This is a genomic window from Clostridioides sp. ZZV15-6383 (genome assembly GCF_020657735.1).
In the GTDB taxonomy this organism is placed as follows: Bacteria; Bacillota; Clostridia; order Peptostreptococcales; family Peptostreptococcaceae; genus Clostridioides; species Clostridioides difficile_D.
In genome coordinates, this window is the sequence record NZ_JAGWCV010000003.1 from 44,567 (window position 1) to 70,653 (window position 26,087).

26 protein-coding genes are annotated in these 26,087 nt (G+C 27.4%); 9 read left to right on the plus strand and 17 right to left on the minus strand.

What is annotated here, in order from left to right:
* Positions 1-281: 281 nt before the first annotated feature.
* From KGF42_RS02115 to KGF42_RS02125, 3 genes are all read left to right on the plus strand, one after another.
* Entirely contained in the window at positions 282-602 is a 321-nt protein-coding gene (locus KGF42_RS02115; protein ID WP_054273342.1) for an XRE family transcriptional regulator, read from the plus strand.
* An 81-nt stretch (positions 603-683) separates the two neighbouring features.
* Complete coding sequence (locus KGF42_RS02120) at positions 684-1,190, plus strand: hypothetical protein (RefSeq protein WP_227821649.1); 507 nt, start codon at positions 684-686, stop codon at positions 1,188-1,190.
* A gap of 701 nt (positions 1,191-1,891) precedes the next feature.
* Positions 1,892-2,647 (plus strand): peptidylprolyl isomerase, encoded by a 756-nt coding sequence (locus tag KGF42_RS02125; RefSeq protein ID WP_054273339.1) that lies wholly within the window; start codon positions 1,892-1,894, stop codon positions 2,645-2,647.
* 152 nt (positions 2,648-2,799) lie between these two features.
* On the opposite strand, the gene KGF42_RS02130 is transcribed toward KGF42_RS02125, so the two are convergent.
* The 3 genes from KGF42_RS02130 to KGF42_RS02140 all read right to left on the minus strand — a co-directional run bounded on the left by KGF42_RS02130 (position 2,800) and on the right by KGF42_RS02140 (position 5,188).
* Positions 2,800-3,228 (minus strand): CBS domain-containing protein, encoded by a 429-nt coding sequence (locus KGF42_RS02130; protein ID WP_227821651.1) that lies wholly within the window; start codon positions 3,226-3,228, stop codon positions 2,800-2,802.
* A 422-nt stretch (positions 3,229-3,650) separates the two neighbouring features.
* On the minus strand, positions 3,651-3,851 hold the full coding sequence (locus KGF42_RS02135; RefSeq protein ID WP_003419624.1) for a cold-shock protein: 201 nt from the start codon (positions 3,849-3,851) through the stop codon (positions 3,651-3,653).
* Positions 3,852-4,033: 182 nt separating this feature from the next.
* On the minus strand, positions 4,034-5,188 hold the full coding sequence (locus KGF42_RS02140) for an amidase domain-containing protein (protein WP_227821652.1): 1,155 nt from the start codon (positions 5,186-5,188) through the stop codon (positions 4,034-4,036).
* A gap of 250 nt (positions 5,189-5,438) precedes the next feature.
* Here KGF42_RS02140 and KGF42_RS02145 point away from each other — a divergent pair, with 250 nt between their 5' ends.
* Entirely contained in the window at positions 5,439-6,260 is an 822-nt protein-coding gene (locus KGF42_RS02145) for a pyridoxamine kinase (protein WP_227821653.1), read from the plus strand.
* Between the two features lie 76 nt (positions 6,261-6,336).
* On the opposite strand, the gene KGF42_RS02150 is transcribed toward KGF42_RS02145, so the two are convergent.
* The 8 genes from KGF42_RS02150 to KGF42_RS02185 form a co-directional block, all read right to left on the minus strand.
* The gene (locus KGF42_RS02150) at positions 6,337-7,725 is read right to left on the minus strand and encodes a sensor histidine kinase (RefSeq protein WP_227825634.1); all 1,389 of its coding nucleotides are present in this window, start codon (positions 7,723-7,725) and stop codon (positions 6,337-6,339) included.
* Between the two features lie 134 nt (positions 7,726-7,859).
* Entirely contained in the window at positions 7,860-8,618 is a 759-nt protein-coding gene (locus KGF42_RS02155) for a lantibiotic immunity ABC transporter MutG family permease subunit (RefSeq protein ID WP_227825635.1), read from the minus strand.
* 1 nt (position 8,619) lies between these two features.
* Entirely contained in the window at positions 8,620-9,336 is a 717-nt protein-coding gene (locus tag KGF42_RS02160; protein ID WP_227821656.1) for a lantibiotic immunity ABC transporter MutE/EpiE family permease subunit, read from the minus strand.
* Position 9,337: 1 nt separating this feature from the next.
* The gene (locus tag KGF42_RS02165; protein WP_227825636.1) at positions 9,338-10,045 is read right to left on the minus strand and encodes a lantibiotic protection ABC transporter ATP-binding protein; all 708 of its coding nucleotides are present in this window, start codon (positions 10,043-10,045) and stop codon (positions 9,338-9,340) included.
* Positions 10,046-10,164: 119 nt separating this feature from the next.
* Positions 10,165-10,701 carry a hypothetical protein gene (locus tag KGF42_RS02170; protein WP_227821658.1) on the minus strand — a complete coding sequence of 179 codons (537 nt, stop codon included), beginning with the start codon at positions 10,699-10,701 and terminating at the stop codon, positions 10,165-10,167.
* Positions 10,702-10,802: 101 nt separating this feature from the next.
* Positions 10,803-11,873 (minus strand): DUF4097 family beta strand repeat-containing protein, encoded by a 1,071-nt coding sequence (locus KGF42_RS02175; protein ID WP_227825637.1) that lies wholly within the window; start codon positions 11,871-11,873, stop codon positions 10,803-10,805.
* Positions 11,866-12,795 (minus strand): DUF1700 domain-containing protein, encoded by a 930-nt coding sequence (locus tag KGF42_RS02180; protein ID WP_054273330.1) that lies wholly within the window; start codon positions 12,793-12,795, stop codon positions 11,866-11,868. Before KGF42_RS02180 ends, KGF42_RS02175 begins: the two co-directional genes overlap by 8 nt.
* Positions 12,782-13,114 (minus strand): PadR family transcriptional regulator, encoded by a 333-nt coding sequence (locus KGF42_RS02185; RefSeq protein ID WP_009889116.1) that lies wholly within the window; start codon positions 13,112-13,114, stop codon positions 12,782-12,784. The genes KGF42_RS02180 and KGF42_RS02185 overlap by 14 nt, the downstream gene beginning before the upstream one ends.
* Positions 13,115-13,312: 198 nt before the next feature.
* On the opposite strand from KGF42_RS02185, the gene KGF42_RS02190 reads away from it, so the two are divergent.
* Positions 13,313-14,434 carry an MGDG synthase family glycosyltransferase gene (locus KGF42_RS02190; protein ID WP_054273366.1) on the plus strand — a complete coding sequence of 374 codons (1,122 nt, stop codon included), beginning with the start codon at positions 13,313-13,315 and terminating at the stop codon, positions 14,432-14,434.
* A 130-nt stretch (positions 14,435-14,564) separates the two neighbouring features.
* On the opposite strand, the gene KGF42_RS02195 is transcribed toward KGF42_RS02190, so the two are convergent.
* Entirely contained in the window at positions 14,565-16,463 is a 1,899-nt protein-coding gene (locus KGF42_RS02195; protein WP_107595830.1) for a glutamine synthetase, read from the minus strand.
* A 315-nt stretch (positions 16,464-16,778) separates the two neighbouring features.
* Between KGF42_RS02195 and KGF42_RS02200 the strand changes: the two genes are divergently transcribed.
* Complete coding sequence (locus tag KGF42_RS02200; RefSeq protein WP_227823070.1) at positions 16,779-17,555, plus strand: 3'-5' exonuclease; 777 nt, start codon at positions 16,779-16,781, stop codon at positions 17,553-17,555.
* Between the two features lie 90 nt (positions 17,556-17,645).
* Here KGF42_RS02200 and KGF42_RS02205 read toward each other — a convergent pair whose 3' ends face one another.
* Complete coding sequence (locus tag KGF42_RS02205) at positions 17,646-18,398, minus strand: exodeoxyribonuclease III (RefSeq protein ID WP_227823071.1); 753 nt, start codon at positions 18,396-18,398, stop codon at positions 17,646-17,648.
* Between the two features lie 126 nt (positions 18,399-18,524).
* Positions 18,525-19,475, minus strand: coding sequence for a galactose-1-phosphate uridylyltransferase (galT, locus tag KGF42_RS02210; protein ID WP_227823072.1), 951 nt, complete (start codon positions 19,473-19,475; stop codon positions 18,525-18,527).
* A 369-nt stretch (positions 19,476-19,844) separates the two neighbouring features.
* Between galT and KGF42_RS02215 the strand changes: the two genes are divergently transcribed.
* Positions 19,845-21,041 (plus strand): pyridoxal phosphate-dependent aminotransferase, encoded by a 1,197-nt coding sequence (locus KGF42_RS02215; protein ID WP_003438357.1) that lies wholly within the window; start codon positions 19,845-19,847, stop codon positions 21,039-21,041.
* 80 nt (positions 21,042-21,121) lie between these two features.
* On the opposite strand, the gene KGF42_RS02220 is transcribed toward KGF42_RS02215, so the two are convergent.
* The 3 genes from KGF42_RS02220 to KGF42_RS02230 all read right to left on the minus strand — a co-directional run bounded on the left by KGF42_RS02220 (position 21,122) and on the right by KGF42_RS02230 (position 24,384).
* A complete protein-coding gene (locus KGF42_RS02220) occupies positions 21,122-21,574 on the minus strand; it encodes a MarR family transcriptional regulator (protein WP_227825638.1) in 453 nt (150 codons plus the stop codon).
* A gap of 312 nt (positions 21,575-21,886) precedes the next feature.
* Positions 21,887-23,332, minus strand: a complete 1,446-nt coding sequence (purB, locus tag KGF42_RS02225) for an adenylosuccinate lyase (RefSeq protein WP_227823074.1) — start codon at positions 23,330-23,332, stop codon at positions 21,887-21,889.
* A 140-nt stretch (positions 23,333-23,472) separates the two neighbouring features.
* Positions 23,473-24,384 (minus strand): tyrosine-type recombinase/integrase, encoded by a 912-nt coding sequence (locus KGF42_RS02230; protein ID WP_054273323.1) that lies wholly within the window; start codon positions 24,382-24,384, stop codon positions 23,473-23,475.
* Between the two features lie 256 nt (positions 24,385-24,640).
* Here KGF42_RS02230 and KGF42_RS02235 point away from each other — a divergent pair, with 256 nt between their 5' ends.
* A complete protein-coding gene (locus KGF42_RS02235) occupies positions 24,641-25,465 on the plus strand; it encodes an undecaprenyl-diphosphate phosphatase (RefSeq protein ID WP_227823075.1) in 825 nt (274 codons plus the stop codon).
* Between the two features lie 39 nt (positions 25,466-25,504).
* The gene (lepB, locus tag KGF42_RS02240; RefSeq protein ID WP_227823076.1) at positions 25,505-26,035 is read left to right on the plus strand and encodes a signal peptidase I; all 531 of its coding nucleotides are present in this window, start codon (positions 25,505-25,507) and stop codon (positions 26,033-26,035) included.
* Positions 26,036-26,087: the final 52 nt, after the last annotated feature.

Below are 26,087 nucleotides of genomic sequence, written 5' to 3' on the forward strand. Positions count from 1 at the left end.
TCAAATTTACAATAATCTCTTTAGCACAAAGTTTTTTACTAATCTTATAATTTTAAGAACATTTTATTCTATAACTATATAAAAAAACTTCTTAGCCATAAGAAGACCAGGATTTTTTATACGTCCAGCATCATTAAGAATATTTTGTTCTTACATATTTACATTATATAGAATTATTTGTTCTTTATCAATACATTTTAGAAAAAAACATTCTTTTTGTGCTTTATTAGTTTTAATTTTTAGAACAATTTGTTATAATCTATACATAAGGTGGTGTTATAATGTTTGCCAAAAGATTAAGAGAACTTAGAAAGGAATTTGGATTTACTCAAAGAGAACTCGGTGAAAAAGTAGGAGTTTCCCAAAGAGTCTTAGGGTACTATGAAACAGAAAACAGATTTCCTGATGAACACATTTTAAATAAGTTAGCTGATGTATTTAATGTATCAGTTGATTACCTTCTTGGAAGAACCTTAGTTAAGGAAAATATTGATACAGTAGCTGCACATAGAAAAAATCCACATGAAGAATTACCTGAAGAAGCACAAGAACAACTTAATGATTATATAGAATTTTTACTAAATAAATATAAAAAAAAATAAACCATATAATGAGCAGTCTATTTTCCTGCTCTTTTAATATAATTTTAAAGCAAACATACATTCTATTTTAGGGGGATTTTTATGAATAATTTGGATAAGCTTTTTGAATTAGCTTCTCAAGAAGAGATAATAATTCATTATACCACTTATATTGCAGGTGATTTAGAAGGACTATATATAAATAAACACGGTATGAAAATCATATCATTACTCAGTAATTTAAAACAAAATACCAGAAAACTTACATCCATCTTGGCTGAAGAACTTGGGCATCATTTTACTAGTCTTGGATACTACGTATCCTCTTATAATGATTATTATACAAAAATCATTATAGATAAGTGCGAAAATAAGGCCTTAAAATGGGCTTGTGAATTCTTAATTACTGAAGAGGATATAATAAGCATAATTAATTCTGGCGTCACTTGCGTTTATGAAATGGCAGATATACTTAATGTAGATATTAATTTCTTTCAAAAAAGATTGGAATTCTTATCATTAAAAAAACACTCTTTATCACTTGGAAATAATAAACATCTAATATTAACCAATTTGCCATATTTCTACATATTTGATCCAATTTCATAATAAAAATGGTAGTAGTTTTAATTGATTTAACAATAAAATCTATATATTTATTTTAACAAATTTTGGTTTCTATAAATTCAATATTAATATATAATAATGATATCATACTATTTAAAATTCTAAAAACAAATACATGCTTTTGTTAAGAAAGGTTGTTTGATGAATGTATAAAGAAAAGTTGTTTGATAATTATTTTAAGTTCTTAGCACTATTTTTTTGGCCAATAATGTGGTATAAGTGGATAGTAATTTCAAATGGTACTCTTGAAAATATGTTATTTACCACATATGCAATTATTGCAATTGTTTTCATCATTTTATATTCAGCATCTATGATAAAATATAAAGACATTACACAAATAGATTTCTTTTACAGGATAAGTACTCTACTTGCTTTTATATTTACACTTTTTAGCTTTTTAATATATCCAAAGAGTTTATTTTTCTTGTATTTAAAGATTATTTTTACTGGAGTATGCTTTTATTATTCAATAGTAAAAACCCTTAAATTTAAGCATGACGAAGGTGTAGTGGGTATTATGAGCTCACTTTTATTGATTATAATAACTTTGTTCTACTAAATTTAATTCTATTTGACTTAATATGACCTTAAATGTTAGACATCTACATTGTTTTCTGATATTATTTAAGATGGTAGTTTTTATATTAATAATGAAATACACTATGAAGGAGTTAACTATTATGGAAAAAAAAGTTTTAGTAACAGTTGGAGAAAAAGAGATAACTAATATTGATATTGAAAATGCATTAAAATCATTAGACCCTTATCAAGCTATGCAATTCAAAACTGAAGAAGGAAAAAAACACTTATTAAATGATTTAGTAAATCAAGAATTATTCTTCTTAGATGCTAAAGAAGAAAAATTAGATGAAGAAGAAATATTTAAGTTAGAAATGAAAAAGATAGAAGAAAATGTATTAAAGCAATTTGCTATAAATAAAGTTTTATCTAGTGTTGATGTGACAGAAGATGAAAAAGTAAAATTCTTTGAAGCTAACAAAAGCTCTTTCTCTAAACCAGAAAGTGCAACTGCTAAGCATATATTAGTGGATAGTGATGAAAAAGCTAAAGAAATACTTGCTCAAATAAAATCAGAAGAAATATCTTTTGAAGACGCAGCTCTTAAACATTCTTCTTGTCCATCTAAAGACATGGGTGGTGATTTAGGAACATTTGGTAGAGGTCAAATGGTTCCTGAATTTGAAGAAGCTGTATTCTCTATGGCTAAAGGTGAAATAAGTGAACCAGTTAAAACTCAATTTGGATACCATATAATAAAATTAGAAGACCTTCAAGAAAGCACAGAATCTACATTTGATGAAGTTAAAGCTGAAGTTGAAAAAAGTTTATTATATCAAAAACAAAATGAAGTTTATGGCAAGAAAATAAACGCTCTTAATGCTAAATACGGAAACCTTGTAAAATATAACGATTAATCATAAAGTAATGTATAAAAAAAGCTGTCTTTTCATAATATTTCTTGGAAAAGACAGCTTCTTATATTAAAGTTTAAATATTTAATTTCATATTATTATTCTTTTATTACAAAGAACTCTGGTTAAAAATTTGAAAAGTTTAAAGAAAATTTTTAATTATCGTTAGCTAAATTTTTATATCCACGTATTATCTCATAGCAGTAACCTATTACATCTCTTCTTTTTATTATCCCAATAAATGTATCTTGGTCATCTATAACAGGAATAAAATTTTGATTTAAAGATTTTATAACTAAATCTTCAATATCTGCATTGATGGAAACAGGAGAATTATCCATTTTTCTATTGATATCTGTCACTGGAACATCTTCCAATCCTTTTAAGTCCAGATTTAAGTCGTTTTTTAATGTCCATAAAAAATCACCTTCTGTTATAGTTCCAATATATTTACCATCCTTACTTATTATTGGAATTGCAGAGTATTTGTGATATTCCATTTTTTCTAGTGATTGCCTTATAGTGTAGTCTTCATATATATATGCTACTTCACTTTTTGGTGTTAGAAAGAATAATATGTTCATTACACTACCCACCGTTACTGAAAACTTATAAATATTATTCAATACTTATAATGTTACTTTTTTGCAGTAACTTTCTCCTTTCTTATTTTCTAAGTATTCTCAAATACTATACGCTGTAACAAGCGCTTTTCTTTTGGTCATTTTAATATCATTATGCTTTATTAAGATTCTTATATGGTCTATCAGTATCACTTATTCTCTTTTTAGAAAAATCAACTAAAAATTAATTGACTTAAACTTAGCCATAATAATTTTACTCTACACTATTAATTTTAACATATTTATCTTATTATTAATGATTTTATTTTAATAAATTTAATTTATTTTGCTATTAATTTTATTTACAAAAAATGAAAAAACCGCTAAACGATTAGCGGTTTATCTCTCATATTACTAGAACACTAATATATATGAATTTTTAATTATAATCTAACTACGTTAGCAGCTTGAGGACCTTTAGCTCCATCTACTACTTCAAATTCAACACTTTGTCCTTCTTCTAATGTTTTGTATCCATCTCCAGTTATAGCTGAGAAATGTACGAAAACATCTCCTTCACCTTCTACAGATATGAATCCAAATCCTTTTTCATTGTTAAACCATTTAACTACACCAGTTTTCATTAATAAATCCTCCTAAAAAAACACAATTATTTAGCTACTCTTTTCTGTAACTTTAGTACTACTCTATCATATATAGCTATGTTTGTCAATTATTATTATTTTTATACATTAATAATCAATTTTTTTACTTTATAATTTTAAATCACTATTCTCTTTTATACTTTATTTTTCTTTATATTTTTTCAATAATTTATTTTTATTATATGAAATCTTATGGATTTATCACTCCAGCCTAAATCCCAAGGAACCAGCATTCTGTCAGTATTATGGCAAGTTACCAAAGGATAGCCTCTTGAGTCTAATCCTGTTACTGTCGAAACATGTGTTATTCTACCCTTTTTCTCATAACCAACAAAATCTCCTGGACGTAGATTATAAGCTTGTTTGTATACTTCCTCATAAGAACCTTTAGCAATTAATGAACCTCTTCCACTATACAGTGCATAATTTTTGAAAGCTTGTGCATTTACCCATGCTTTTGTACCTGCTCTTTCACTATAATTCCAGATTGAGTTCTTTTTGAATCTTCCACTTTCAAACATTATCTGTGATGCAAAGTTTGCACAATCTCCACCTTCTGGGTTATAATCCCTATAGTTTGGATTAAATTTCATACCATGTTCTTCATCAGTTGCTGCTCCACAGTATTTATGTGCATAATCTATAGCCTTCTTTTGTTCATCTGTAAGCTGTAATTCTACACCATTTTGTTGACCAATATAGTTTCTTATATCATCAGACTTTATGTTTTCTAAATTTAAAGAGTCTGCAAAAGGGTCTGTATACCACTCTTTAGTTATGACATATTGATTATCTATAATTTTTACATTTAGATAATGATATGTACCTATTCTAAAGGCATTTTCTTTGTCTTTTTGGTTTTCATATGAATACTTATACTCAGTCGATACTGAACAGATTATACCATAAAGGTCTTTTTCTTTTTCCTTTATTTTTTTAATCTTAACTCTTGTCTTTATGTCCTTAAATTTTACACCTTGTTTACTAGACCAGTTTTCTAAATACTTCATCTTTCTTACTTCATTTTCATAAGCCCAAAGACCAAATTTTTTATCCGTCTCATAAAGACCTTTTAAAATATTTTCATTTTTCTCTAATATTGCCTTATTTCTGTAGTCAAATAAGTTTTCAAGCAATAGCTTATATTGGTCTTTTACATCATCACCTTCAACATTTGCAGACTCCATGACTTTTTCTTCCATATTTTTCATGCTTAAATCATTAATTAAAAATACACCTGCTGTAGTAGCTAAAGATAAAAATACAAACGCCATTATACCTTTGATGTACTTATTTTTATTTTTCAGTATTTTCAAAGCTACACCTCCCAAACAGTACACCTTACAAATGAAATTACAAAGAATATTCTGTCACATATAATAATTTTTATTTTTAATATTCCTCTATTTTATTATGTCCAATATTAAAAATTAATTGTATTGATACACTGTTTTTTTTACAATTTTTTATTTTATAATCTACTTTTTTCTTTTTTTTATAGTAATATATATGTATATAAATATTTTGGTATCATTATAATTAATACATACTAATGGAGGGTTTTTTATGCAAAAAAAAGTCGCAGCAATTAATGACTTATCTGGAATAGGAAAATGTTCATTATCGGTTGCTATACCTATACTTTCAGCATTAAAGGTTCAATGTTGTCCATTTCCAACAGCTATACTTTCAAGTCAAACTGGTTATCCTGAATTTACTTTTTTAGACTTTACTGATGAAATGGTAAAATATTCAAATGTTTGGAAAAATTTAAAAGTCAACTTTGATAGTATATATAGTGGTTTTTTAGGTTCAAAACACCAAATCGAAATAGTGGCTAATTTTATAAATTATTATCCCAATGCTTTTATCGTAGTTGACCCTGTTATGGGTGATAATGGAGTCATGTATCCAATATTCACAGAAGAAATGAGACAAGAAATTAAAGAATTAGTTAAACATTCAGATTTAACTACACCTAATTTAACAGAAGCTTGTTTCTTAACTGGAAATGATTATACTAAAAGCGATTACAATAGAGATGAGCTTATATATATTGCAAAATCTGTATCTGATTTAGGACCTAGCAAGGTCGTTATTACTGGTATATTAGAAGATGATAATATACTAAATTTAGCTTATGATAGAGAAAATGACCATGTATTCTTTACATCGGTTAAATACAATAATTGTTCTTATAGTGGAACTGGAGATATATTCACATCTATACTTTGTGGTATGTTAGTAAACAAACATGATTTGGGAGTAGCTGTTAATACTGCAACAGATTTTATATATAAAACTATAAATTACACATCTCAATTTGATACTGATAGAAATGATGGAGTTATGTTTGAAAACTTTTTATCAGATTTAACTAATATATAAAATCAAAAAAAATTATCCATTTTATAAATACCTATGAATCATAAAATTTAGGTATTTACAAAATGGATATTATTTATTAAACCATTGGTACTTCAATTGTTACCATAGCACCACCAGTTTTTACAGAATTTTCAATATATAAAGTCCCATTATGTTTTTGTACAATATTATTTACAATATAAAGACCCATTCCATAATGAGATTTAGAATTTCTACTCAAATCTCCTGTGTAAAACTGTTCTGTAGCTTTTGACAAATCTACTTTAGAAAAACCACCCCCACAATCTGTAATTACAAATTTTAAGTATTTATTACTTGCTGATATACTTATGTATAGTTTACTCTGACTTGGTGAATAATCTATAGCATTTGAAATTATATTCATAATAGCTCTGAATAATAATTCTCTATCTATAGTTATGTTTTTAGGCAAATTATCTTGTTTAGAAAACTCCACATCTAAGGTTTTGGTACTAGCTAATGCTTCTATTTGAACTAAAACATCTTTTATAAACTCATTGACATTAATTACTTCTTTATTTAATATATAACCACTCTCTGTTTTTGATATGTCTATTAGAGTATTAATATATTTTTCTATTTGAGTGACACCCTTTGAGATATATTCCATGTACTCTAATAACTCAGGATTTTCATTTATTTCAATTAATAGGTCAGTATTTCCATGTATAATAGTTAATGGTGTTTTTATATCATGTGCCAATGCAGATATCTGTTCCTTTCTATTTTCTTCCAACATCCACTGTTTTTCTAAAGAATCTTTTAATGCCAACTTCATTTTATCCATAGAAAAAAGAACATTATTAATTTCATAAATTTTACTAGATTCTACAACAAAATCTAAATCCTGTTGTTCTATTTTTTTTGTAGTATTTTTTAAAAGTTCCATTTCAATATTGAATTTCTTTCCAAATAATTTTGATAATATAACAATTTCAATAAAAAATATTATACTAAAAATAATCATCCCCAACATCTCTGGTTTTGGTAAATGTGCTCTTAAAACTGGAGAACTAAATTCTGATACTAGTTTGTATTTTATTATAAAGACTTCATCTTTTTTAAAAAACTTTATATAACTTTCCGAATATGCATGCCTTTCTTCAATGTCTCTCATTAAATTCCATACTTCTTTTGATTCTTTTTTATTAAAAGTACCTGAAATTAAATTCCCATCTAAAGTATAGACCCCATACTCATATAAATTTGGAATTATATCTTCAGTTACTTTCTCACTTGAAATAATCTTTTCTTTATATTTATTAAATTGTTTTTCTGCATAATTAGCTGGTAATATTATACCTGATGATAATAATACAGAAAACGATAACATCAAAAAGAGTGCAAGTAAAATTGTCATAATAAAGAATAAAGATAAATATTTTATAAAAATAGTTCTTAACTTTTCAACTTTTTTGTTGTTAGATTTTTTACCTCCAAGCATTTGTACCATGTCCTCCAATAGTTTAATTAATTCATAATTAATACCTAACCAGTTTTTTATTTGATTATTTTATATCTTTTTATTGCTAAGTTATATTTTAACATAATAATATAAATAAACAGTCAATTTTTATTCTATTCTTCTGATTTTTTACCTTCCCATTTAGAAAACCAAATACATAAAATTACAAATGCTAAAATTGTTACAAAACCACACATTAAACCTATTGATTGATAGGATTTAATTGATTCAACTTTTATATATTCAACTGTTTTAGAACTTGAAAAAGATGACCAAATAGTTATAAATCTAACACCCCATGCACAAGGAAAATACTGCCAAATACCAGAGCCCAATCCAGTTAGTAATAATGCTGAAAGTAACATTTCAACTATACCAACTCCAATTGATGCTCCTTTTCCGAACCTTAAACTTAAGAATAAATGTAATATATATTCGAATAAACTACACCCAATTAAAATTAGGATTGAAATCATATAAAAGTTGGATGTAAAGTAATCCTCAGATATACCAAATTTAAAACCTAGTACCGACACTAATGTTGCTACAAAACCAAGACATACTAAGATTACATATTTACTTATAAGAGTAAGATATTTTGGATTAGATGTCGTTAACATATGTTTATAATTTCCTGCATAATATTCTTGTTCAACAAACATTGAACACACAACACCTGACAATAAAGGAAAAGCTATTGCTATAACTTGTAAATATGCTACTATCTTTAGTATATTATCAGCTCCTGAAACCTTATAATACCATAAAAATAATCCCATTCCCATTAAAGCCATGCAAATGTGCATTAGTATTATAAAATGTCTCTTTAATTTTATTAAATCAGAACAAAATATTCTTATTAGTTGTCTCATATTACTTCACCTCTTTATTATTAAACCAAGCCCTTGTAGCTAAAGCAAATAATGCAAATAAAATAACAGATATTAATACTCCTGGTAAAATAACACCATTATTTAAAAGTTCACTTCCCTCTGGTACAGGAAGCCCATTTGGCAGAATATGCAATACAACAGCCATTAATCTTGAAGGAATTGAATATGGAAATACATACCACATTCCTGTAGTTGAGAAAACAGAAACTCCAACAATAGTAAAAAACATATTTATTAAAACTGTAACAAAAATCCCAAATTTTGAAGCTAAAAACATACAAAGAGGAATCTGCCACATAAATAGTAAAACAATTAACATGGTTGCAATAATATTTTGACTTATTGAAATAGTTTCTTTATAGATTATCCCAACAAAAACTACACCTATTGCAGAAATAATTGATGCTATAAAACAACAAATAATACAGTAAATCATTTTTCCAGTCCAAACGTCTTTCATTTCAATTGGCAATGGTAAAATACCACGATATTTACTTTTTTCATCTTTTAATACTATTAAAGAACATATTAATGTTAATGCTCCTGGAAGAAATGTCGTATACCACCAGTTGAAAGCAGCATTTTGCCCTCCACCTAGTCCACAAAAAAGTATACAAAACACTGGAACTATCCATATCAACTTCATTCCAAAAGTTCCTTTCATCTTTTGAAATTCCACTCTAATAAATCTTTCCATATTACTCCCCTCTCTTTCTATTTTCAGTTACAACTTTCATAAAAAGTTCTTCTAAGTTTTGTTCTTTTGATACTTCTCCTTGATAACCCATTACTCCATTAGAAATTATTCCGATTTCATCTACAACTTGTTCAACTTCAGACAAAATATGGCTTGATAAAATAACTGTAATTCCTTGTTTTGGAAAAGAACGAATCAATTCTCTAAGTTCTTCAATACCAATAGGGTCAAGACCATTTGTAGGCTCATCTAAGATTAAAAGTTTTGGGTGATTTAATAATGCAATAGCAATACCAAGACGTTGCTTCATACCTAGAGAGAATTGGCCTGAACGCTTTTTAAAAGTATCTCTTAAATCTACAGTCTCTAAAACTTCTTCAATACGAGAGTCAGGAAGACCAAGTAAAGTAGTATGAATTTTTAAATTTTCTTGTGCTGTTAAATTTTCATATATAGCAGGAGACTCAATAAGAGAACCAATATTTGATAAATCCTTTCTACTCCATCTATGTCCCTCAAACATTATTTTTCCTGAAGTTGGATTTAAAATCCCAGTTATCATTTTTAATAAAGTAGATTTCCCAGCTCCATTTGGTCCTAACAATCCATATATAGAATTAGGTTTAATTGCTAGTGAAATGTTATCAACTGCCATCTGCTCCTTAAATTTTTTAGAAACTCCTTTTACCTCCAAAATATAATTACTCATAATTTTCATCCTTTCTTTTGTCAAACTTATTTACAAGAATCATTCTAAATCATAAATATAAGGATTTTATAAGAATTAAAAAATTACAAAAAAAAGATGTGTAGTATAACACATCTTTTTTATCTTAACTCTATTAATTTTCCATTGTAGTATATCTCTACTTCTTCAATCCAAATACTATTATATTCTTCTTGGATGACATTTTTAATAATATTATTTATAGTATATATTATATTTTGTTCATTCAAATAATCATCCTTCCAAGAAACTCTACTTTTTTCATCTGGTTCTATCAAGTTTATTTTAACAAGATTATCTTTTTCCTTAACTTCTACTTCCATGTCTAAACCATTAAAATACTCCTTTGATAATGTGTCTAAGATTAATCGTAGTTTATCTTTAAGTGTACTTTCTTCATCAATCTGTAAGTACTTCACTATTTTCTCATCCTTTGAAATTATCTCTATGGGTATTTTAGTAGTCTTCTTAGAATTAATCATTTTACTAGTTGTTTCTTCTTTGACATCCTCATCCTTCTTTACAACTGCTGACTCTTTAGAATCAACTAGCTCAACTGCACTGATGCTATAATCCATACATGCTGTACTCAATAAAGTAGTAGCAATTATTAAAAAACTTACTGCTATTTTATTCATAAGTATCCCTCTCCTAATTCTCTTTCGATACTTATTATACCATAGTATAGATTATATTTTTATACTTTTAGAGCAATTTATCAATTATTACAGTAAATTATTTACAGTTCTAGTCTATTTGTATTTATTTTTATAGTATACTCTTTCTCTAAATTCGACATATTTTTATTCAAAATCCCTTTTATTTCCCTCATATTTCTATACTTGTTGCTATGTCCTTCACTATGTTCATAATCATATGAATCATTGTTATATTCTTCATCATTGTTGAATTCTTCAATTACTTCTTTTGACTTTATATCACAATTAAATTTATACTTATTTACTGGTATATCAAGGCTTACCTTAGAATTTGGAACTTCTATATCCAAATGCTTAGCAATTGGCATATTAGAATGTAGGTTAAATTCATTATCATAATTTGAACTTCTACCTATTTTCTCTTTTATATTTACATTTTCAGGTATATACTCTTCTATATTATTGATAAATACATCTTCATCATTTGGATATATATCTAATGACTCTGATTCTATATTTACATTTTTAACACCTAAAATTGACTTTGTTGACAAATCAATATTGCTATTAGATATTAAGTTTAAGTTTTCTAGTCTATTTACTTTATTTTCTGTTATAGCTCTACTAAAACCTCCATAAGAAGTTTTATATGTTATATTATTTGAAGCTACATTATCATATACAAATAAGTACGAACTTATACTTGATGCATTTATGTCTACATTATTTGGTACATATATTATAATTTCTCTATAATCATGTGAAAACATACTATTTATGGATGTATTTAGTAATTGGTCGAAATTTTTAATCCTTTTAATTTGATTTTCATATTTTCTTTCGCCTTTTACAACTAAAGTCTTATCTTTTAAAGTTACACTGTATTTGTAAAATTCATTATTTCCTCTTGTTGTCACACGCACATCTTCACTTGAACTTTTCTTTATCGTAACATTTATATTGTCAACAGATACATCTAACTTGTCAATATTTACTTTTTCTTGATAGAGTTTATTTTCTTTTTTAAATTCAGCTTCCTTTTCTAGCCCAAAGTTTATTAAGCTTGGCATAACTAAAATCCCTGACCATGTTGTCCCAATTATACCTATTACCAATAATACTGCAGCAAATATGGCAAGTTTCTTATTCATGTTTATCTTCTCCTTTCTTATCATCTATATCTTCAAAGTCTTTATACATCGCTTCAAAATTTATACTATCATCATTATAGTCATCAGTTTCTTTGATACTGTCTTTTTTTATATTGTAGTAGTCATCACTAGATAAATCTTCATTAACATCTTTATTCAAATCTTCATCATTTAAAGTCTCTTTATTTCTTCTTTCCATCTTTTCATTTGCATTTATATAAATATTTTTTCTCTTTATCCAATTTATATAACTGCCTAGTAATTGCTTCCCTAGTTTTATAACGAACAACAAAATTTGCCATGCAAGTATCTCAAGTCCTATAAATCCTATAGTTGCAAAGATACAAAACATCGTAACATCTGGCACCATTGATATAAATTTAATCACAAATGGAATTGATATAACAAAAGCAATTAATGTACAAACTAATCCAATAGCAACTGATATAACAGCACATATAAATGCAAATGCTGGAACAATCAAAAATAAAGATAGTACTACTAATAATACCTTTATAACTTGTCTAGACAAACCTCCAACACCCTCTTCTATACTTGGTGTAAGTTTATCATTTATATTTTCTTTTGATTTATTGTACTTTTCCTTAGCTTCATCTTTTAATACAGAATAACCCTTTTTCATATCTGATTTAAATTTACTAAATTTATCATTTAAAACATCTGTATTTATTATTTTTTCCTCTTCAATGTTTTTTTCCTTAGTCTGTAGAATAAGTTCTTTAGCTATAGATTTTGGTGAACCAAGTGATGCTATTATCTCCATATCACTCTTTCCCTCTATAAGACCATCTACAAAATACTCTTCATAATCTCTCAATATATCATTAACTTCGCTCTCAGAAAAATCTTTTTTTAGATAATCCTTTAAAATTTCCAGAAACTCAGTTTTATTCAAGTTCATTACCTCCCTCATCTTCACTTATTAAAATCTCAACAGCCTTTACAAATTCTCTCCACTCTTCCATCAGATTGGATAAATTTTCTTTTCCTAGTGAAGTTATTCTATAGTATTTTCTAGCAGGACCCTCATTAGATTCTAGTATATATGTTTCGAAATACAAATCTTTTGTAAGTCTTCTTAGAATAGGATATATTGTTCCTTCATTTACATCTATAACTTTAGAGATGTTATGTACTATTTCATATCCATACATATCTTTCTTAGATATTAGTGCAAGTACACAAATTTCTAAAACACCCTTTCTAAATTGTGTGTTCATATACTCCATCCTTTCTTTAAATACACAGTATTGTGTTTTACAAGGTACTATGTTAAAACTTCTTATATTTTCATAATAACACAGTACTATGTTTTACACAATAGTTATTTTTAAATATTCTTGTTGATTAAATTCTTCCATAAATGTATAATACTCTAATCAGATATATTTTATGAAAGTGGTGATAAATTGACTAAAATGAAATATGATAAAACAATATTAATCTTAACTGCTCAATTTGGTGCTGGACATATAAGTGCCGCAAAAGCAGTCAAAGAATGTATTATTGAAAAATATAGCAACTATAATGTTGTTATACAAAACTTTATAAATGCAAGTATTCCAATGATGAACAAACCTATGGTAAAACTTTATGAAAACAATACAAAATATACTCCTGGATTATATAATTACTATTATTACTTTAAGAAATCGTTTGATTCAAGACATGATTTCTCTCATAAATTATATACACCTAAACTTTCTGAGTATATTGCTGATATAAATCCAGATTTGATTATCTCTACATTTCCACTAGCTGCTGCTTGTGTAAATAATTTCAAGATAAAAAACCCTGATATAAACATACCTACACTTACAGTTATAACAGACGTTGTAGATAGTATGGAATGGGTCTTTGAAAATACAGATTTGTATTTCGTTCCTTCTCCAGAAATAAAAAATAGATTTTTTCAAAAGGGAATAAATCCAAACGCTATAAAGGTTACTGGAGTTCCTGTGGATAAGAGATTTCAAATTGAAAGTAAAGAACTCTGTAGTGATAAATATAGATTATTACTTCTAGGAGGAGGAAGAGGTCTATTTGATATAGATGAGGATTTTATACATTGGATAGATGAATTCATTGAAGAACATATTGATTCTATAGAAATTACAATAGTTACTGGTAAAAATAAAAAATTATATGATAACCTAACTCATAAAAAACCTCTAAAAAATATAAAAGTACTTGGATTTGTAAATGACATGTATAACCTAATAAGAGAATGTGACCTAATGCTAACTAAGCCTGGAGGAGCAACTATATTTGAAGCCATTCAATCACAAACTCCAGTACTCGTAAAAATGCCAAAAGTTGGACAAGAGATTGAAAATGCTAAATTTATAATAGATAAGGGACTTGGACTGATTTATAGTGACGACCTAGACCTGAAAAACATATTTTATAAGTTAATATCAAATGAGTTTGATTCTATAATAAACTTTATGAAGAAAAATTTAGCAGAATTTAAAACAGTCATTCATCCAGATAAAATTGCTGATTATATATCAGAATTAATAGATAATCACTACAATTAGATTACACTATTACAAAACTTCAATCATAAAACTAAGGGCAATCAAGTATGCTTTTACATTTGAGAACTTACTCATAGGACTTAATCATACTTGATTGCCTTTGTCATATTAAAATCAAACTATTGTTACCTTAGTATATATTTTTCTTGTATTGCATATACAGTTGTTGTATTTCTTCCATGCTTCTCTTTAACTCTATTTGTAAATCTGAAGCAGTCTGATAATCTTTGTTTTCTACAGCTTCTCTTACCCTAGTAAATAACGATTCTCTAGTTAAAGTATCCTTCATAATATTGAACTTTAAATCTGATATTGAGTTCCAAACTACTTCATCAAGTGCATCCATATTTTCTTTTGTGTGTATCTTGACAATACTTCTTATCTTTTGAATTCCAGCTTCTATTATTCTAGTTTTTAATTTTTTTTGCCACTTATCTATAGCTCCAATCTTAAATGATTCTATTATACTATCAGTAAATACATCGCCTTGTTTTAAAGATTTTAATTTTGAAGCATATATTTCTAAGTTTTTCATATTTTCATAAACTGTAGCTGGTGGAATTCCAAATCTTGCATTTCTTTCTTCTAAATTATAATGTTCAAATACATCATTTTCATCTCTATATGCTCTATCTTTTTCTAAGTAGAAACTTTCTTCGCCTACATCTTTAGATAATTCTTTTTCAAGTTCCTTTGTACTAAGTCCACTCTTAGCTGCTGCTTTTATACCATCCAACATCGTTTGATAACACCCTGCTATTACTAAATACGTATTAGATAGAGGGCTTGGTGACCTTAACTCAAATCTTACAGTTTTTGGATTTTTCATATCTCTTATTAATCCAACAAGTACTGACCTATTTCTTGATGGAATCTCATAACTATGACCTAGAGATGTAACTATACATACAGGTGCCTCAAATCCAGGAACTAATCTATTAAATCCATCATTAGAAGCTGTTACAATTGGGTTTAATACTTCATAATTGTAAAGAAGTCCCATAAGAGCTCCATATCCCAATTCACTTAGATAGTCTTCTTTTAAATCTTTTGGAGCAAATAGGTTTTTTATACTTCCATCCTTTAGTTTTGCACTTACTCCTACATGTGTATGTCCACCACTTCCTGCAACTCCATGAATTGGTTTTGCTTTAAATGTAACTTCTAGTCCATGTGATGTAAATACATCTTCTATAACATCTCTTACCAATAATTCATTATCTGCTGCTTGTAATGGTGTAGAAAACTTCCAAGAAACTTCTAATTGCTCCATAGCGTGGTTTGTCTTTCCATCTATGCTAATAGAACTTTGTATCCCTCCAACCTCTTTGTGAGCCATTTCAGGGTTTACACCTAGTTTTTGAAGTATAATTAAACTTTGCTCCAAGCAAGTTCTTATAATACCATGAGTTCTTTTCCAATATTGCTCTTTTAAACTTTGTGATACATATAATTTCTCCAAGTCAGCTTTATCCTCAGGAGTATTAACCCAGAACTCAAGCTCTGTAGCTGCTGTCAACATTATTTCTTCTATATCATCTACTGAATCTATTCCTATATTATTTATTACATGTGGGTATTCTCTAAATACCTCAAACATTGATTTTTTGAAATACTTATCTGCTTTTTGAAGTACTCCTCTAGAACATACTTTTTTATTATCATGTATTAAAAATGCAGGTATCTTTAAGGTTCCAACAGGCAGACCTACTTCTTCATCTATATATTCCATATTATAATCTACATACCAATGACAACTTTTATCTGGCATTAAGTCTACTTTTGCATTATTCAATGTAGCTATATTGTAAAGCTCAACACTTGAACCATCAGTCTGTATAGCTGATTCTAAAAATTTATCTATATCTTCTAAAAATAATTCTACAGGAATCTTTTCATCTGTCGCATTTCCCCCTAAGTCAACCCCCATTAAGGAAACAAATCTTATATTTTTATTACTTTTTAGGATTTCTCTTATTTCTTCATTAGTATGTTTATCTTTCTCTATTACGTATAATAGACTATCCATTTTTTCACTCTCCCATAATTTTTATGTAAATTTTATTTTGTTAAATACAAGATAAAATTCATTTTTCCTTACATTTATGAATTTTTCTTGCAAAATATCCGTATTTTATTCGTGTTTTTATTTATATTATTATATATCAAGTACAAAAAGTTCGCAATATTTTTTATTGGAAAAAATATTATACATACAATAGTTTAACATTTTTATAAATATAGGGTATACTAAAATAAAAGTATTTTTGTTTAAAAATTTAATTTTGCTTATAATATAATCTATAATAACAGCAATAATAAAAAAATTTAGGAGATAAACTTTATGGAATACATAATTTTCGATTTGGAATTTAATCAAGGATTTGATAAAAAACTCAATAAGACTATATCTAATGAAAAGTGTCCTTTTGAAATTATACAAATAGGAGCAATTAAATTGGATTCTAAATTCAATATAATTGATACGTTTAATAGCTATGTGAAACCTACAATCTATAAAGAAATACATCCTTTTATTAGTCGTATGACTAATATTAAAAACTCTGATTTTAATGATTCACCTACTTTTCCTGAAGTTTACAACAATTTCATAAAATTTATATCATCACAAGACCCTATATTATGTGTCTGGGGAGCAGGAGATTTAAAGGAATTATACAGGAATATTAATTACCATAAGCTATCATCAAGCTCCTTACCTAAATCTTATATTAATATACAACAACATGCATCTAAATATTTCAATAACCCAGCAGGAAAAAGTATTGGACTACAAAATGCTATTTCTATATTGGAACTTGATGAAAAAATGTCTTATCACAATGCTTTAAATGATGCATATTATACTGCCAAAGTTTTTATTAAGATATACAATCCAAGTATAGTACCAGATATATATCTTTATACGAGTATCAAACCTAAAACCATAAAATATTCTAATAAAAAGAGAGTTGATTATGATAAGTTATTTGATGAGTTTAAGAAAATTTTAAATCGTGAATTGACTAAAGACGAGAAAAAAATCATTAACTTGGCTTATAACATGGGAAAAACGAATCAATTTACATTAGAAAATACTAAGCAAAGAGAAAATAAATAAAGTTTACTTAGGTTAAAAATAGGCATGTAGATAAAAAAACAGTTAACTTTAAATTTATATCTACATCCCAATTTTTACCCTGATTAATCTTTATTTTATCTCTAATTCAACTGGACAATGGTCTGAACCCAATACTTCAGTGTGTATATCTGCACTTACCAATCTATCTTCTAGCTTTTTAGATGCACAAAAATAATCTATTCTCCACCCTGCATTATTTTTTCTTGCATTAAATCTATATGACCACCAACTATAGACACCTTCTTTGTCTGGATTAAAATATCTATAAGTATCTATAAATCCACTATCTAATAATTTAGAAAATTTCTCTCTTTCTTCTTTAGTAAAACCTGCATTTTTCATATTATTTTTAGGATTTTTTAAATCTATTTCTGTATGTGCAATATTCATATCTCCACACACAATTACAGGCTTATGACTATCTAATTCGATTAAATAGTCTATAAAGTCATCTTCCCATCTAGTTCTATATTCTAGTCTCTTTAACTCAGATTGAGAATTTGGTGTATATACTGTAACAAAGTAAAAATCTTCAAACTCTAGAGTTATGACTCTACCTTCTTTATCATGTTCTTCTATATTTATTCCATACATTGCTTTTAAAGGCTCTTTTTTTGTAAATATAGCAGTACCTGAATAACCTTTTCTCTCAGCATAATTCCAGTATTGAAAATAGCCTGGTAAATCTAACTCTATTTGCCCTTCTTGTAATTTAGTTTCTTGTAAGCAAAATATATCTGCATCTACTTCTTTAAAAAAGTCTAAAAATCCTTTCCCAACACAAGCTCTTATTCCATTAACATTCCATGATATAAATTTCATACTTATACTCCTCATCTAAACAGTAAATTTTTCATTTGTTTTATTTTAACAATGTTATACTATAATTTTATCTAAAAATTACTATTTCCTTAATACATTTTACTTAATACCTTAAAAATATATGTTTTAATCAATTTTTAATTTTTTTGTTAACTCTTCAGGGTTCATTGAAGAAACATACATGTTTGTTCCCAGCTCAAATCCTCCAAAATTATATTTTCTTGGGATTATGTGCATATGAACATTAAAATACAATTTTGTTTCAATCTTTGTTGGATGAGTGTGAATACATAAGTTAAATGGCATATATCCATTGATATTGTACAACTTCTTAAATAATTTTTCAAATATTGTAGAAAGTTCCTTTATATTATTATCACTTAACTCATCAAACTTTATCTTATCTTTAAATATTATTCTTACTTCTCCACTATACTTAGTTGCATACGGTATAAGTACCAAAAAAGCTTCTCCATTATAAACAACTCTTCTATTTAAATTTATTTCATTTTCTATTAAATCATCATATAAAGAGCTTTTATTGCTATCATAATACTCTTTTGAAACTAGCAACTCATTCGTAATTTCAGGAGGGATAAAAGACATAGACAGTATTTGAGCATGTGGATGCATCAAAGATGCCCCTGCTTTTCTCAAGAAATTTTTAAAGATACTAACATATTCTACATTGTCATCTTTCGACAAATCTCTAAATCTATTTCTATACATAAAAAAAACATCTTCAAATTCTTTTTGACTCATGTTATAAAAACTACGATTGTGTTTATCGCTCTCTATCATTACTTCATGAATACCATATACATCTTTTGCCATATCATCAATTATAGGAAATTTATTGTAGACAGATTTTACAAGCCATCCTTCTTTACCTTCTATTTCAAATAATGTATCAGTTGCATAAGCTTCATTTCCTTTACAAAATGGACACTCTTCATCGTATTCCTTAGTTTCTTCATCTTCATTTGGTATGTCTGCTGTATCTAAAGGTCTTTTTAACCTATCAGTAGCAAATATAACAACATCATTGGTAATTGGATCTATTCTTAATTCTTTCATAATTAACACCTCTTAGTTAATAGCCTTTAATATAATTATATGATATTTATCGTATCTGTTAAATAAGTTTATAATATTTTTTATAATTTTACACATTTATTATTATATATTTTTGTCTAGAGTTGAAAGATTATAACTAAAAATTACTATCAATATATCAGAATATTATCTTACCATAAATTAATTTGTGAATACATAATTTATTGGCATAAAAATAGCATTTTACTAGAATTTGTTAAAAGTTTATTTTAAAACTATATTAATTTTTTTTGATGATTTTTACCCATAAGTATGTTATTATTATCTTGTAAAGATGTCTTATATTCAAACATACAATATACGTATTTAAATTAAATAGGGGGTATTAAAATGAATTATTCAAACAGAGTTAGTGCAATGCAAGCCTCTCCAATCAGAAAACTTGTTCCATTTGCACAAGCAGCAAAAGATAAAGGAATCAAAGTATATCACTTAAACATCGGACAACCAGATATAAAAACTCCTAAAGGGTTTTTTGATGCTGTTAAAAACTTTGATAGCGAAGTCTTAGAATATGCTACATCAGAAGGTATTCCAGAATTATTAGAAGCACTTCAAAATTACTATAAAACTTATGATATGAATTTTGAAAAAGATGAGTTACTAGTAACTAATGGTGGTAGTGAGGCTTTACTTTTCACTATGATGGCAGTTTGTGACCCAGGAGATAATCTATTAGTTCCAGAACCATTCTATACTAACTACAATGGATTTGGTCAATCTGTAAACGTAGAAGTTAATGCTGTTACAACAAAGGCAGAAAACGGTTTCCACCTTCCATCTAAAGAAGAAATCTTGTCTAAAGTAGATGATAAAACTAAAGCTATAATTCTTTCTAATCCAGGAAACCCAACTGGTGCAATTTATACAAAAGAAGAACTTAATATCTTAGCTGAAATAGCTAAAGAAAAAGATTTATGGATAATAGCAGACGAAGTTTATAGAGAGTTTGTCTATGATGGACTTGAGTATACAAGCTGTGGTAACTTAGAGGGTGTACAGGATAGAGTTATAATAATAGACAGTGTTTCTAAGAGATACAGTGCTTGTGGTGCTAGAATTGGTTCTATCGCTTGTAAAAATAAAGGTCTTATCGCTCAAATACTTAAATTATGCCAAGGAAGACTTTGTGTTCCTACATTAGAGCAAATAGGAGCTGTTGAATTATATAAAACTCCTGTTTCTTACTTCAAAGAAGTTAATGAAGAATACAAAAAAAGAAGAGATGTATTATACAATGAATTAATGAAGGTTGAAGGTGTTATATGTAAAAAACCAACTGGCGCTTTCTATATAGTTGCTAAATTACCAGTTGAAAATGCAGAAGATTTCACAATCTGGATGTTAAAAGAATTCAACAAAGACAATGAAACAGTTATGGTTTGCCCTGCTGAAGGATTCTATGCTACTCCAGGTTTAGGACGTGATGAAATAAGATTAGCTTACATCCTAAATGAAAAAGACCTTCATAGGGCTGCTACATTATTAAAAGAAGGTTTAGAGCAATATGTAGCTTTACAAAAATAATTTTTTAAAATTAATTTATATAAATTTAACGATATAAAATATTCCCATTTCAACTAATATTTGAAATGGGAATATTTTTTCTATCTAAATTCTTCTTTATTCAATATATATTGAAGAGTATTTATCGCCTCTAGATATTTTCTTCTGTCTTCTTCTGTCAATTTAGAAAGCTTTTCTCCTAGACCATCACTCAACTTATCCATAAAATCAGATGCTATCTTGTCCCCTTCTTCAGTAATGTCAATTATATATTTTCTCCTATCAACTAAATCCCTTTTTCTTGTTACATACTTCTTATCGGTTAAATCATCAACCATACTAGTTAAACTGCCTTTTTCTATATTTAACTTAGAGCATAAATCAGTCATACTTATTACTCCATAATTTTTTATGAATACTAATGCTCTTAATTGTGTTTTATTTACATTATAGTCTGGTGCAAATTTTTTTAGGTCTTCTAAGTATAGGCTAGAATAAATCTTAGGAAATGTTTTTACTAGAAAACTTATGGTATCTTTTACTACATAGTTCATACAATCACCTCGGTTGTTTTAAATTTGTTAATTTATCTAAATAACTTTATTTCAGTTTACATTAAAAATATTGCAAGTACAATAGTTTTTACCGAATGTTTAAATTTAATTAGTAATCTTATCATTTTTCTTATTTTTATTTATATTATCCATATTAAATACTATTTATATAGCTATTTTATTGAATTCATGGTATAGTAAGTAAGGAAGAACTCTTCACAGCGGTGAAGAGCAGACGCTAGCCCATTAAAATGGCTATCTTATTTATATAAATAAGATAGCCGTTTTTAATTATATTTTATCTGTAGAATTTTATACTCTTAAATCCACATCTACTTTTCCTAAATCTTCTTTATAATCTTTTATAGCAGGTTCTACAACTTCATTTACAAACTCTACAACTTGTTCTGGAGCTCTACCTATAAAGTTTTTTGGGTCCATTATAGATAATATTTCTTCTTTGCTCATTTTAAATGAATCATCATTCATTATAAGCTCAATTAAGTTATTATCTTTACCTTCATGCTTTACTCTATAAGCAGCTTTCATAGAATACTCTCTTATTATTTCATGTAATTCCTGTCTATCTCCACCTCTTTTTACAGCTTCCATAAGTATTGTTTCTGTAGCCATAAAAGGAAGTTCTTCATTTACACGTTTATTTATCATATTTTCATATACTACTAAACCATCAGTTACATTTATACCTATTTCAAGTATAGCATCTGCTGCCATAAAAGCTTGAGGTATTGCCAATCTTTTATTAGCTGAGTCATCTAATGTTCTCTCTAACCATTGAGTAGCTTGTATCATTGCAGGGCTTATCGATTCAGAAATTATATACTTAGATAAAGATGCTATTCTCTCACTTCTCATAGGATTTCTCTTATAAGCCATTGCTGATGAACCTATTTGATTTTTTTCAAATGGCTCTTCCAATTCTTTTAAACTTTGTAAAAGTCTTATATCATTAGTCATTTTATGCATACTTTGAGCTATTCCTGATAATATACTTATCACTTGATAATCTAACTTTCTAGTATATGTTTGACCACTTACTGCATAAGAAGAATTATATCCCATCTTTTTGCAAATTTTCTTATCTAACTCTTTTACTTTTTCGTGGTCTCCTTCAAATAAGCTTAAAAAGCTTGCTTGAGTACCAGTAGTACCTTTAACTCCTCTTAACTTCATATTGTCTATTCTATAGTTCAAATCTTCCAAATCAAGGATTAAATCTTGAGCCCATAAACAAGCTCTTTTCCCTACTGTTGTAAGTTGTGCAGCTTGAAAATGTGTAAATCCAAGAGCTGGCATATCCTTATACTTAAGTGCAAATTCCTTTAAATTGTTTATTAAATTTACAAGCTTTACTCTCAGAAGTTTTAAAGCTTCATTCATTTGTATAACATCTGTATTGTCTCCAACATATGCAGAGGTTGCTCCTAGATGTATTATTCCTTTGGCTTTTTCACATTGTAGACCATAAGCTTTTACATGAGACATTACATCATGTCTTACTTCTTTTTCTATTTTTCTAGCTTCATCAAAATTTATATTATCTATATTAGCTTTTAGCTCGTCTAATTGTTCTTCAGTTATATTTATTCCTAACTCATGCTCACCTTCTGCAAGAGCAACCCATAATCTTCTCCATGTAGAAAATTTAAATTGTGGAGAAAATATATAACTCATATCCTTGCTACAATATCTGTCTGTAAGTGGATTTGAGTAAGTAGTATATTTATTATCTATCATTATATTAGCACCTTCCTTAAATCTTTTGTCGTGTGATTACTGTGTACACATTAGTACATAAATAATTATATATAATTTTACGAACTATAACAAGACTTTTTTATTTTTTGTTCATATTTATGTATAGTGTTTTTTATTTATTAATATTTTTTATTTATATCTAAATTATCTTTTTCAATTAAATAGTCCACTATTTCGCTATCAACAAAATTTAATACATACTTATATCTAATTGCATAGTATTTATCACTCCAACCAAGTTGATTTTTTACATCACTCTCATCCGCCCCAAGTCTTAAGCTTATTGCCGCAAATGAATGTCTAAAGTCTCTTGCTGAATATTGAGAAAGCCCTGCTAAATCTAACGCTTTTTTAACTATAAGTCTGACATTTCTATCTGTTATAGAATTACTTTTTTGAGTTGTAAAAATAAAGTCATCACTAGGTATTATTACCTCTGGAAGTCCAGAATAATTCCTGTAGTCTTCTAAAAGTTTAAAAAAGTATGGATGTAATTTAACTACTCTCTCTTTTCTTCCCTTACCTAATCTTACGTAAGAGTTATCGTTTTCATCTACCATAAGGTCTTTCCACTTTAAACTAACTAATTCATTTAATAAACACCCAGTAGTAACAAGACAGACTATTATTACTCTATCTCTTATATTTAATTTTGGTAAAATACCTATAAGTTTATTTATTTCTTGTATACTTAGGACATCATCTTTTGTTTTTATTCTTGTTACTGTTGGTTTTTCTACATATCTAAATGGATTTATATCTATGTACCCTTCTTTTTTTAAGAAATTATAAAAACTATGTAAATAACTATATATCTTTTCGCAAGTTGATTTCGCATATTTAGTCTGTATATAGTCTACAAAATTTTTACAATCTTCTTTTGTCGCATAAATCAATTCTTTCCCTTTTAAGAACTCTTTAAATAACATAACCTTTGATAAATAATCATGTTTTGTGTTTGGGTTTAATTTTGTAGAAAAAACATTAAAGGTTTCGTACTCATAATCATCTAGTATTTTTGTACTATACATAATAACTCCTTTCCTTTTCATAAAATAAAATGGTTATACTTTTACTATACCATATATTTCCCCTTCAAATATACCCCTTATTCAATAGATAGCTTATAACTTTATTTTGTTAAATTATGAAGGTTTTATGAAAATATCAATCTTCCATTGTGCACTACACAGTACTGTGGTATTATAAGTTAGTAAAAGGTGGCATTTTTTTGTTAATATCTGCATAGAATATGCTACTATAAATTTGTATTGGAGGTATTTTAGTTTGGAAACATTTAGTTTGCTTGAAGTTTTTAAGGCAGTCATTTTAGGCATAGTTCAGGGAATCACAGAATGGCTACCAGTAAGTAGTACAGGGCATATGATATTAATTAATGAGTTTATAAAATTGAATTTTTCAGATACATTTATAAGTACATTTTTGGTTGTAATTCAATTTGGTTCAATATTAGCTGTACTTGTTATATTTTTTAGAAAGTTAAACCCTTTTGATAGTTCAAAAAATATTAAACAGAAAAAAGAAACAGTTCGTTTATGGCTTAAGGTTATAATCGCAGTTATACCATCTGGAGTTATTGGAATACTGTTTGAAGATGACATAGACAGAGTATTCTTTAATTCAACAGTAGTTGCTATTGCTCTTATTGTATATGGTATAATAATGATAGGGCTTGAAAAGAGAAATAAAAGACCTAAGTATAAAGATTTTTCTCAAGTTACATATAAATTAGCTCTTTGTATAGGATTATTCCAATGTCTAGCTCTTATACCAGGTACATCTAGGTCTGGTTCAACTATAATAGGTGCAGTATTACTTGGTACTTCTAGATATGTAGCAGCAGAATTCTCATTCTTCTTGGCTATCCCTACAATGCTTGGAGCTAGTGCATTAAAACTTCTAAAAGCTGGATTTGGATTTACTGGCTTTGAGTGGCTTATTTTAGGAGTTGGTTCTGTAGTAGCTTTTATTGTTTCAATTATAGTTATTAAATTTTTTATGGACTATATCAAAAAACACGACTTCAAAGTGTTTGGTTATTATAGAATAGTCTTGGGTATAGTTGTCCTTGCTTATTTCTTTCTATTCTAATGTACTTTAATTTAATGACAAATGATAAGGAGAAAAGTTATGAGTGTTAAAAAAGAAATATTTGATTGGATTAAATCAATAGCTATGGCTATTGTACTTGCATTTGTAATCCTACAATTTATAAGACCTTCTATTGTCAGTGGAGAATCAATGTATCCCACTTTAGACGATAAAGACTATCTAATTTTAAATAAGATTTCATACAAGATTGGCAAACCTGAGAAAGGCGATATTGTCGTTTTTAAAACCAATTTAGTTGATGGAGATACAGGAAAGAAAAAAGACTTAATAAAAAGAGTTATAGCTACTGAAGGTGATAGTATAAAAATATCCAATTCTAAAGTATATGTAAATGGAAAATTATTAAGTGAACCATATATACACAACAATTATACTTCTGGAGATATAGATACAGTTGTTCCAAAGGGAAAGCTATTTGCAATGGGAGATAATAGGGAAAATAGCAATGATAGTAGATTCCCTGATGTAGGTATGGTTGATGAGGATGAAATTCTTGGTAAAGTTATGGTAAGATTATTACCTCTCGATAATATTGGAAAAGTAGAATAGAAAAATAAGAGACTGAATTAGTAAAGTTTATTTTACAAATCTCAGTCTCTTT

Excerpts from the sequence above, each read along its gene's own strand:
- KGF42_RS02115 (WP_054273342.1), top strand. The coding sequence starts at position 282 with ATGTTTGCCAAAAGATTAAGAGAACTTAGAAAGGAATTTGGATTTACT.
- KGF42_RS02120 (WP_227821649.1), top strand. The coding sequence starts at position 684 with ATGAATAATTTGGATAAGCTTTTTGAATTAGCTTCTCAAGAAGAGATA.
- KGF42_RS02125 (WP_054273339.1), top strand. The coding sequence starts at position 1,892 with ATGGAAAAAAAAGTTTTAGTAACAGTTGGAGAAAAAGAGATAACTAAT.
- KGF42_RS02130 (WP_227821651.1), bottom strand. The coding sequence starts at position 3,228 with ATGAACATATTATTCTTTCTAACACCAAAAAGTGAAGTAGCATATATA.
- KGF42_RS02135 (WP_003419624.1), bottom strand. The coding sequence starts at position 3,851 with ATGAAAACTGGTGTAGTTAAATGGTTTAACAATGAAAAAGGATTTGGA.
- KGF42_RS02145 (WP_227821653.1), top strand. The coding sequence starts at position 5,439 with ATGCAAAAAAAAGTCGCAGCAATTAATGACTTATCTGGAATAGGAAAA.
- KGF42_RS02150 (WP_227825634.1), bottom strand. The coding sequence starts at position 7,725 with ATGCTTGGAGGTAAAAAATCTAACAACAAAAAAGTTGAAAAGTTAAGA.
- KGF42_RS02155 (WP_227825635.1), bottom strand. The coding sequence starts at position 8,618 with ATGAGACAACTAATAAGAATATTTTGTTCTGATTTAATAAAATTAAAG.
- KGF42_RS02160 (WP_227821656.1), bottom strand. The coding sequence starts at position 9,336 with ATGGAAAGATTTATTAGAGTGGAATTTCAAAAGATGAAAGGAACTTTT.
- KGF42_RS02165 (WP_227825636.1), bottom strand. The coding sequence starts at position 10,045 with ATGAGTAATTATATTTTGGAGGTAAAAGGAGTTTCTAAAAAATTTAAG.
- KGF42_RS02170 (WP_227821658.1), bottom strand. The coding sequence starts at position 10,701 with ATGAATAAAATAGCAGTAAGTTTTTTAATAATTGCTACTACTTTATTG.
- KGF42_RS02175 (WP_227825637.1), bottom strand. The coding sequence starts at position 11,873 with ATGAATAAGAAACTTGCCATATTTGCTGCAGTATTATTGGTAATAGGT.
- KGF42_RS02180 (WP_054273330.1), bottom strand. The coding sequence starts at position 12,795 with ATGAACTTGAATAAAACTGAGTTTCTGGAAATTTTAAAGGATTATCTA.
- KGF42_RS02185 (WP_009889116.1), bottom strand. The coding sequence starts at position 13,114 with ATGAACACACAATTTAGAAAGGGTGTTTTAGAAATTTGTGTACTTGCA.
- KGF42_RS02190 (WP_054273366.1), top strand. The coding sequence starts at position 13,313 with ATGAAATATGATAAAACAATATTAATCTTAACTGCTCAATTTGGTGCT.
- KGF42_RS02195 (WP_107595830.1), bottom strand. The coding sequence starts at position 16,463 with ATGGATAGTCTATTATACGTAATAGAGAAAGATAAACATACTAATGAA.
- KGF42_RS02200 (WP_227823070.1), top strand. The coding sequence starts at position 16,779 with ATGGAATACATAATTTTCGATTTGGAATTTAATCAAGGATTTGATAAA.
- KGF42_RS02205 (WP_227823071.1), bottom strand. The coding sequence starts at position 18,398 with ATGAAATTTATATCATGGAATGTTAATGGAATAAGAGCTTGTGTTGGG.
- galT (WP_227823072.1), bottom strand. The coding sequence starts at position 19,475 with ATGAAAGAATTAAGAATAGATCCAATTACCAATGATGTTGTTATATTT.
- KGF42_RS02215 (WP_003438357.1), top strand. The coding sequence starts at position 19,845 with ATGAATTATTCAAACAGAGTTAGTGCAATGCAAGCCTCTCCAATCAGA.
- KGF42_RS02220 (WP_227825638.1), bottom strand. The coding sequence starts at position 21,574 with ATGAACTATGTAGTAAAAGATACCATAAGTTTTCTAGTAAAAACATTT.
- purB (WP_227823074.1), bottom strand. The coding sequence starts at position 23,332 with ATGATAGATAATAAATATACTACTTACTCAAATCCACTTACAGACAGA.
- KGF42_RS02230 (WP_054273323.1), bottom strand. The coding sequence starts at position 24,384 with ATGTATAGTACAAAAATACTAGATGATTATGAGTACGAAACCTTTAAT.
- lepB (WP_227823076.1), top strand. The coding sequence starts at position 25,505 with ATGAGTGTTAAAAAAGAAATATTTGATTGGATTAAATCAATAGCTATG.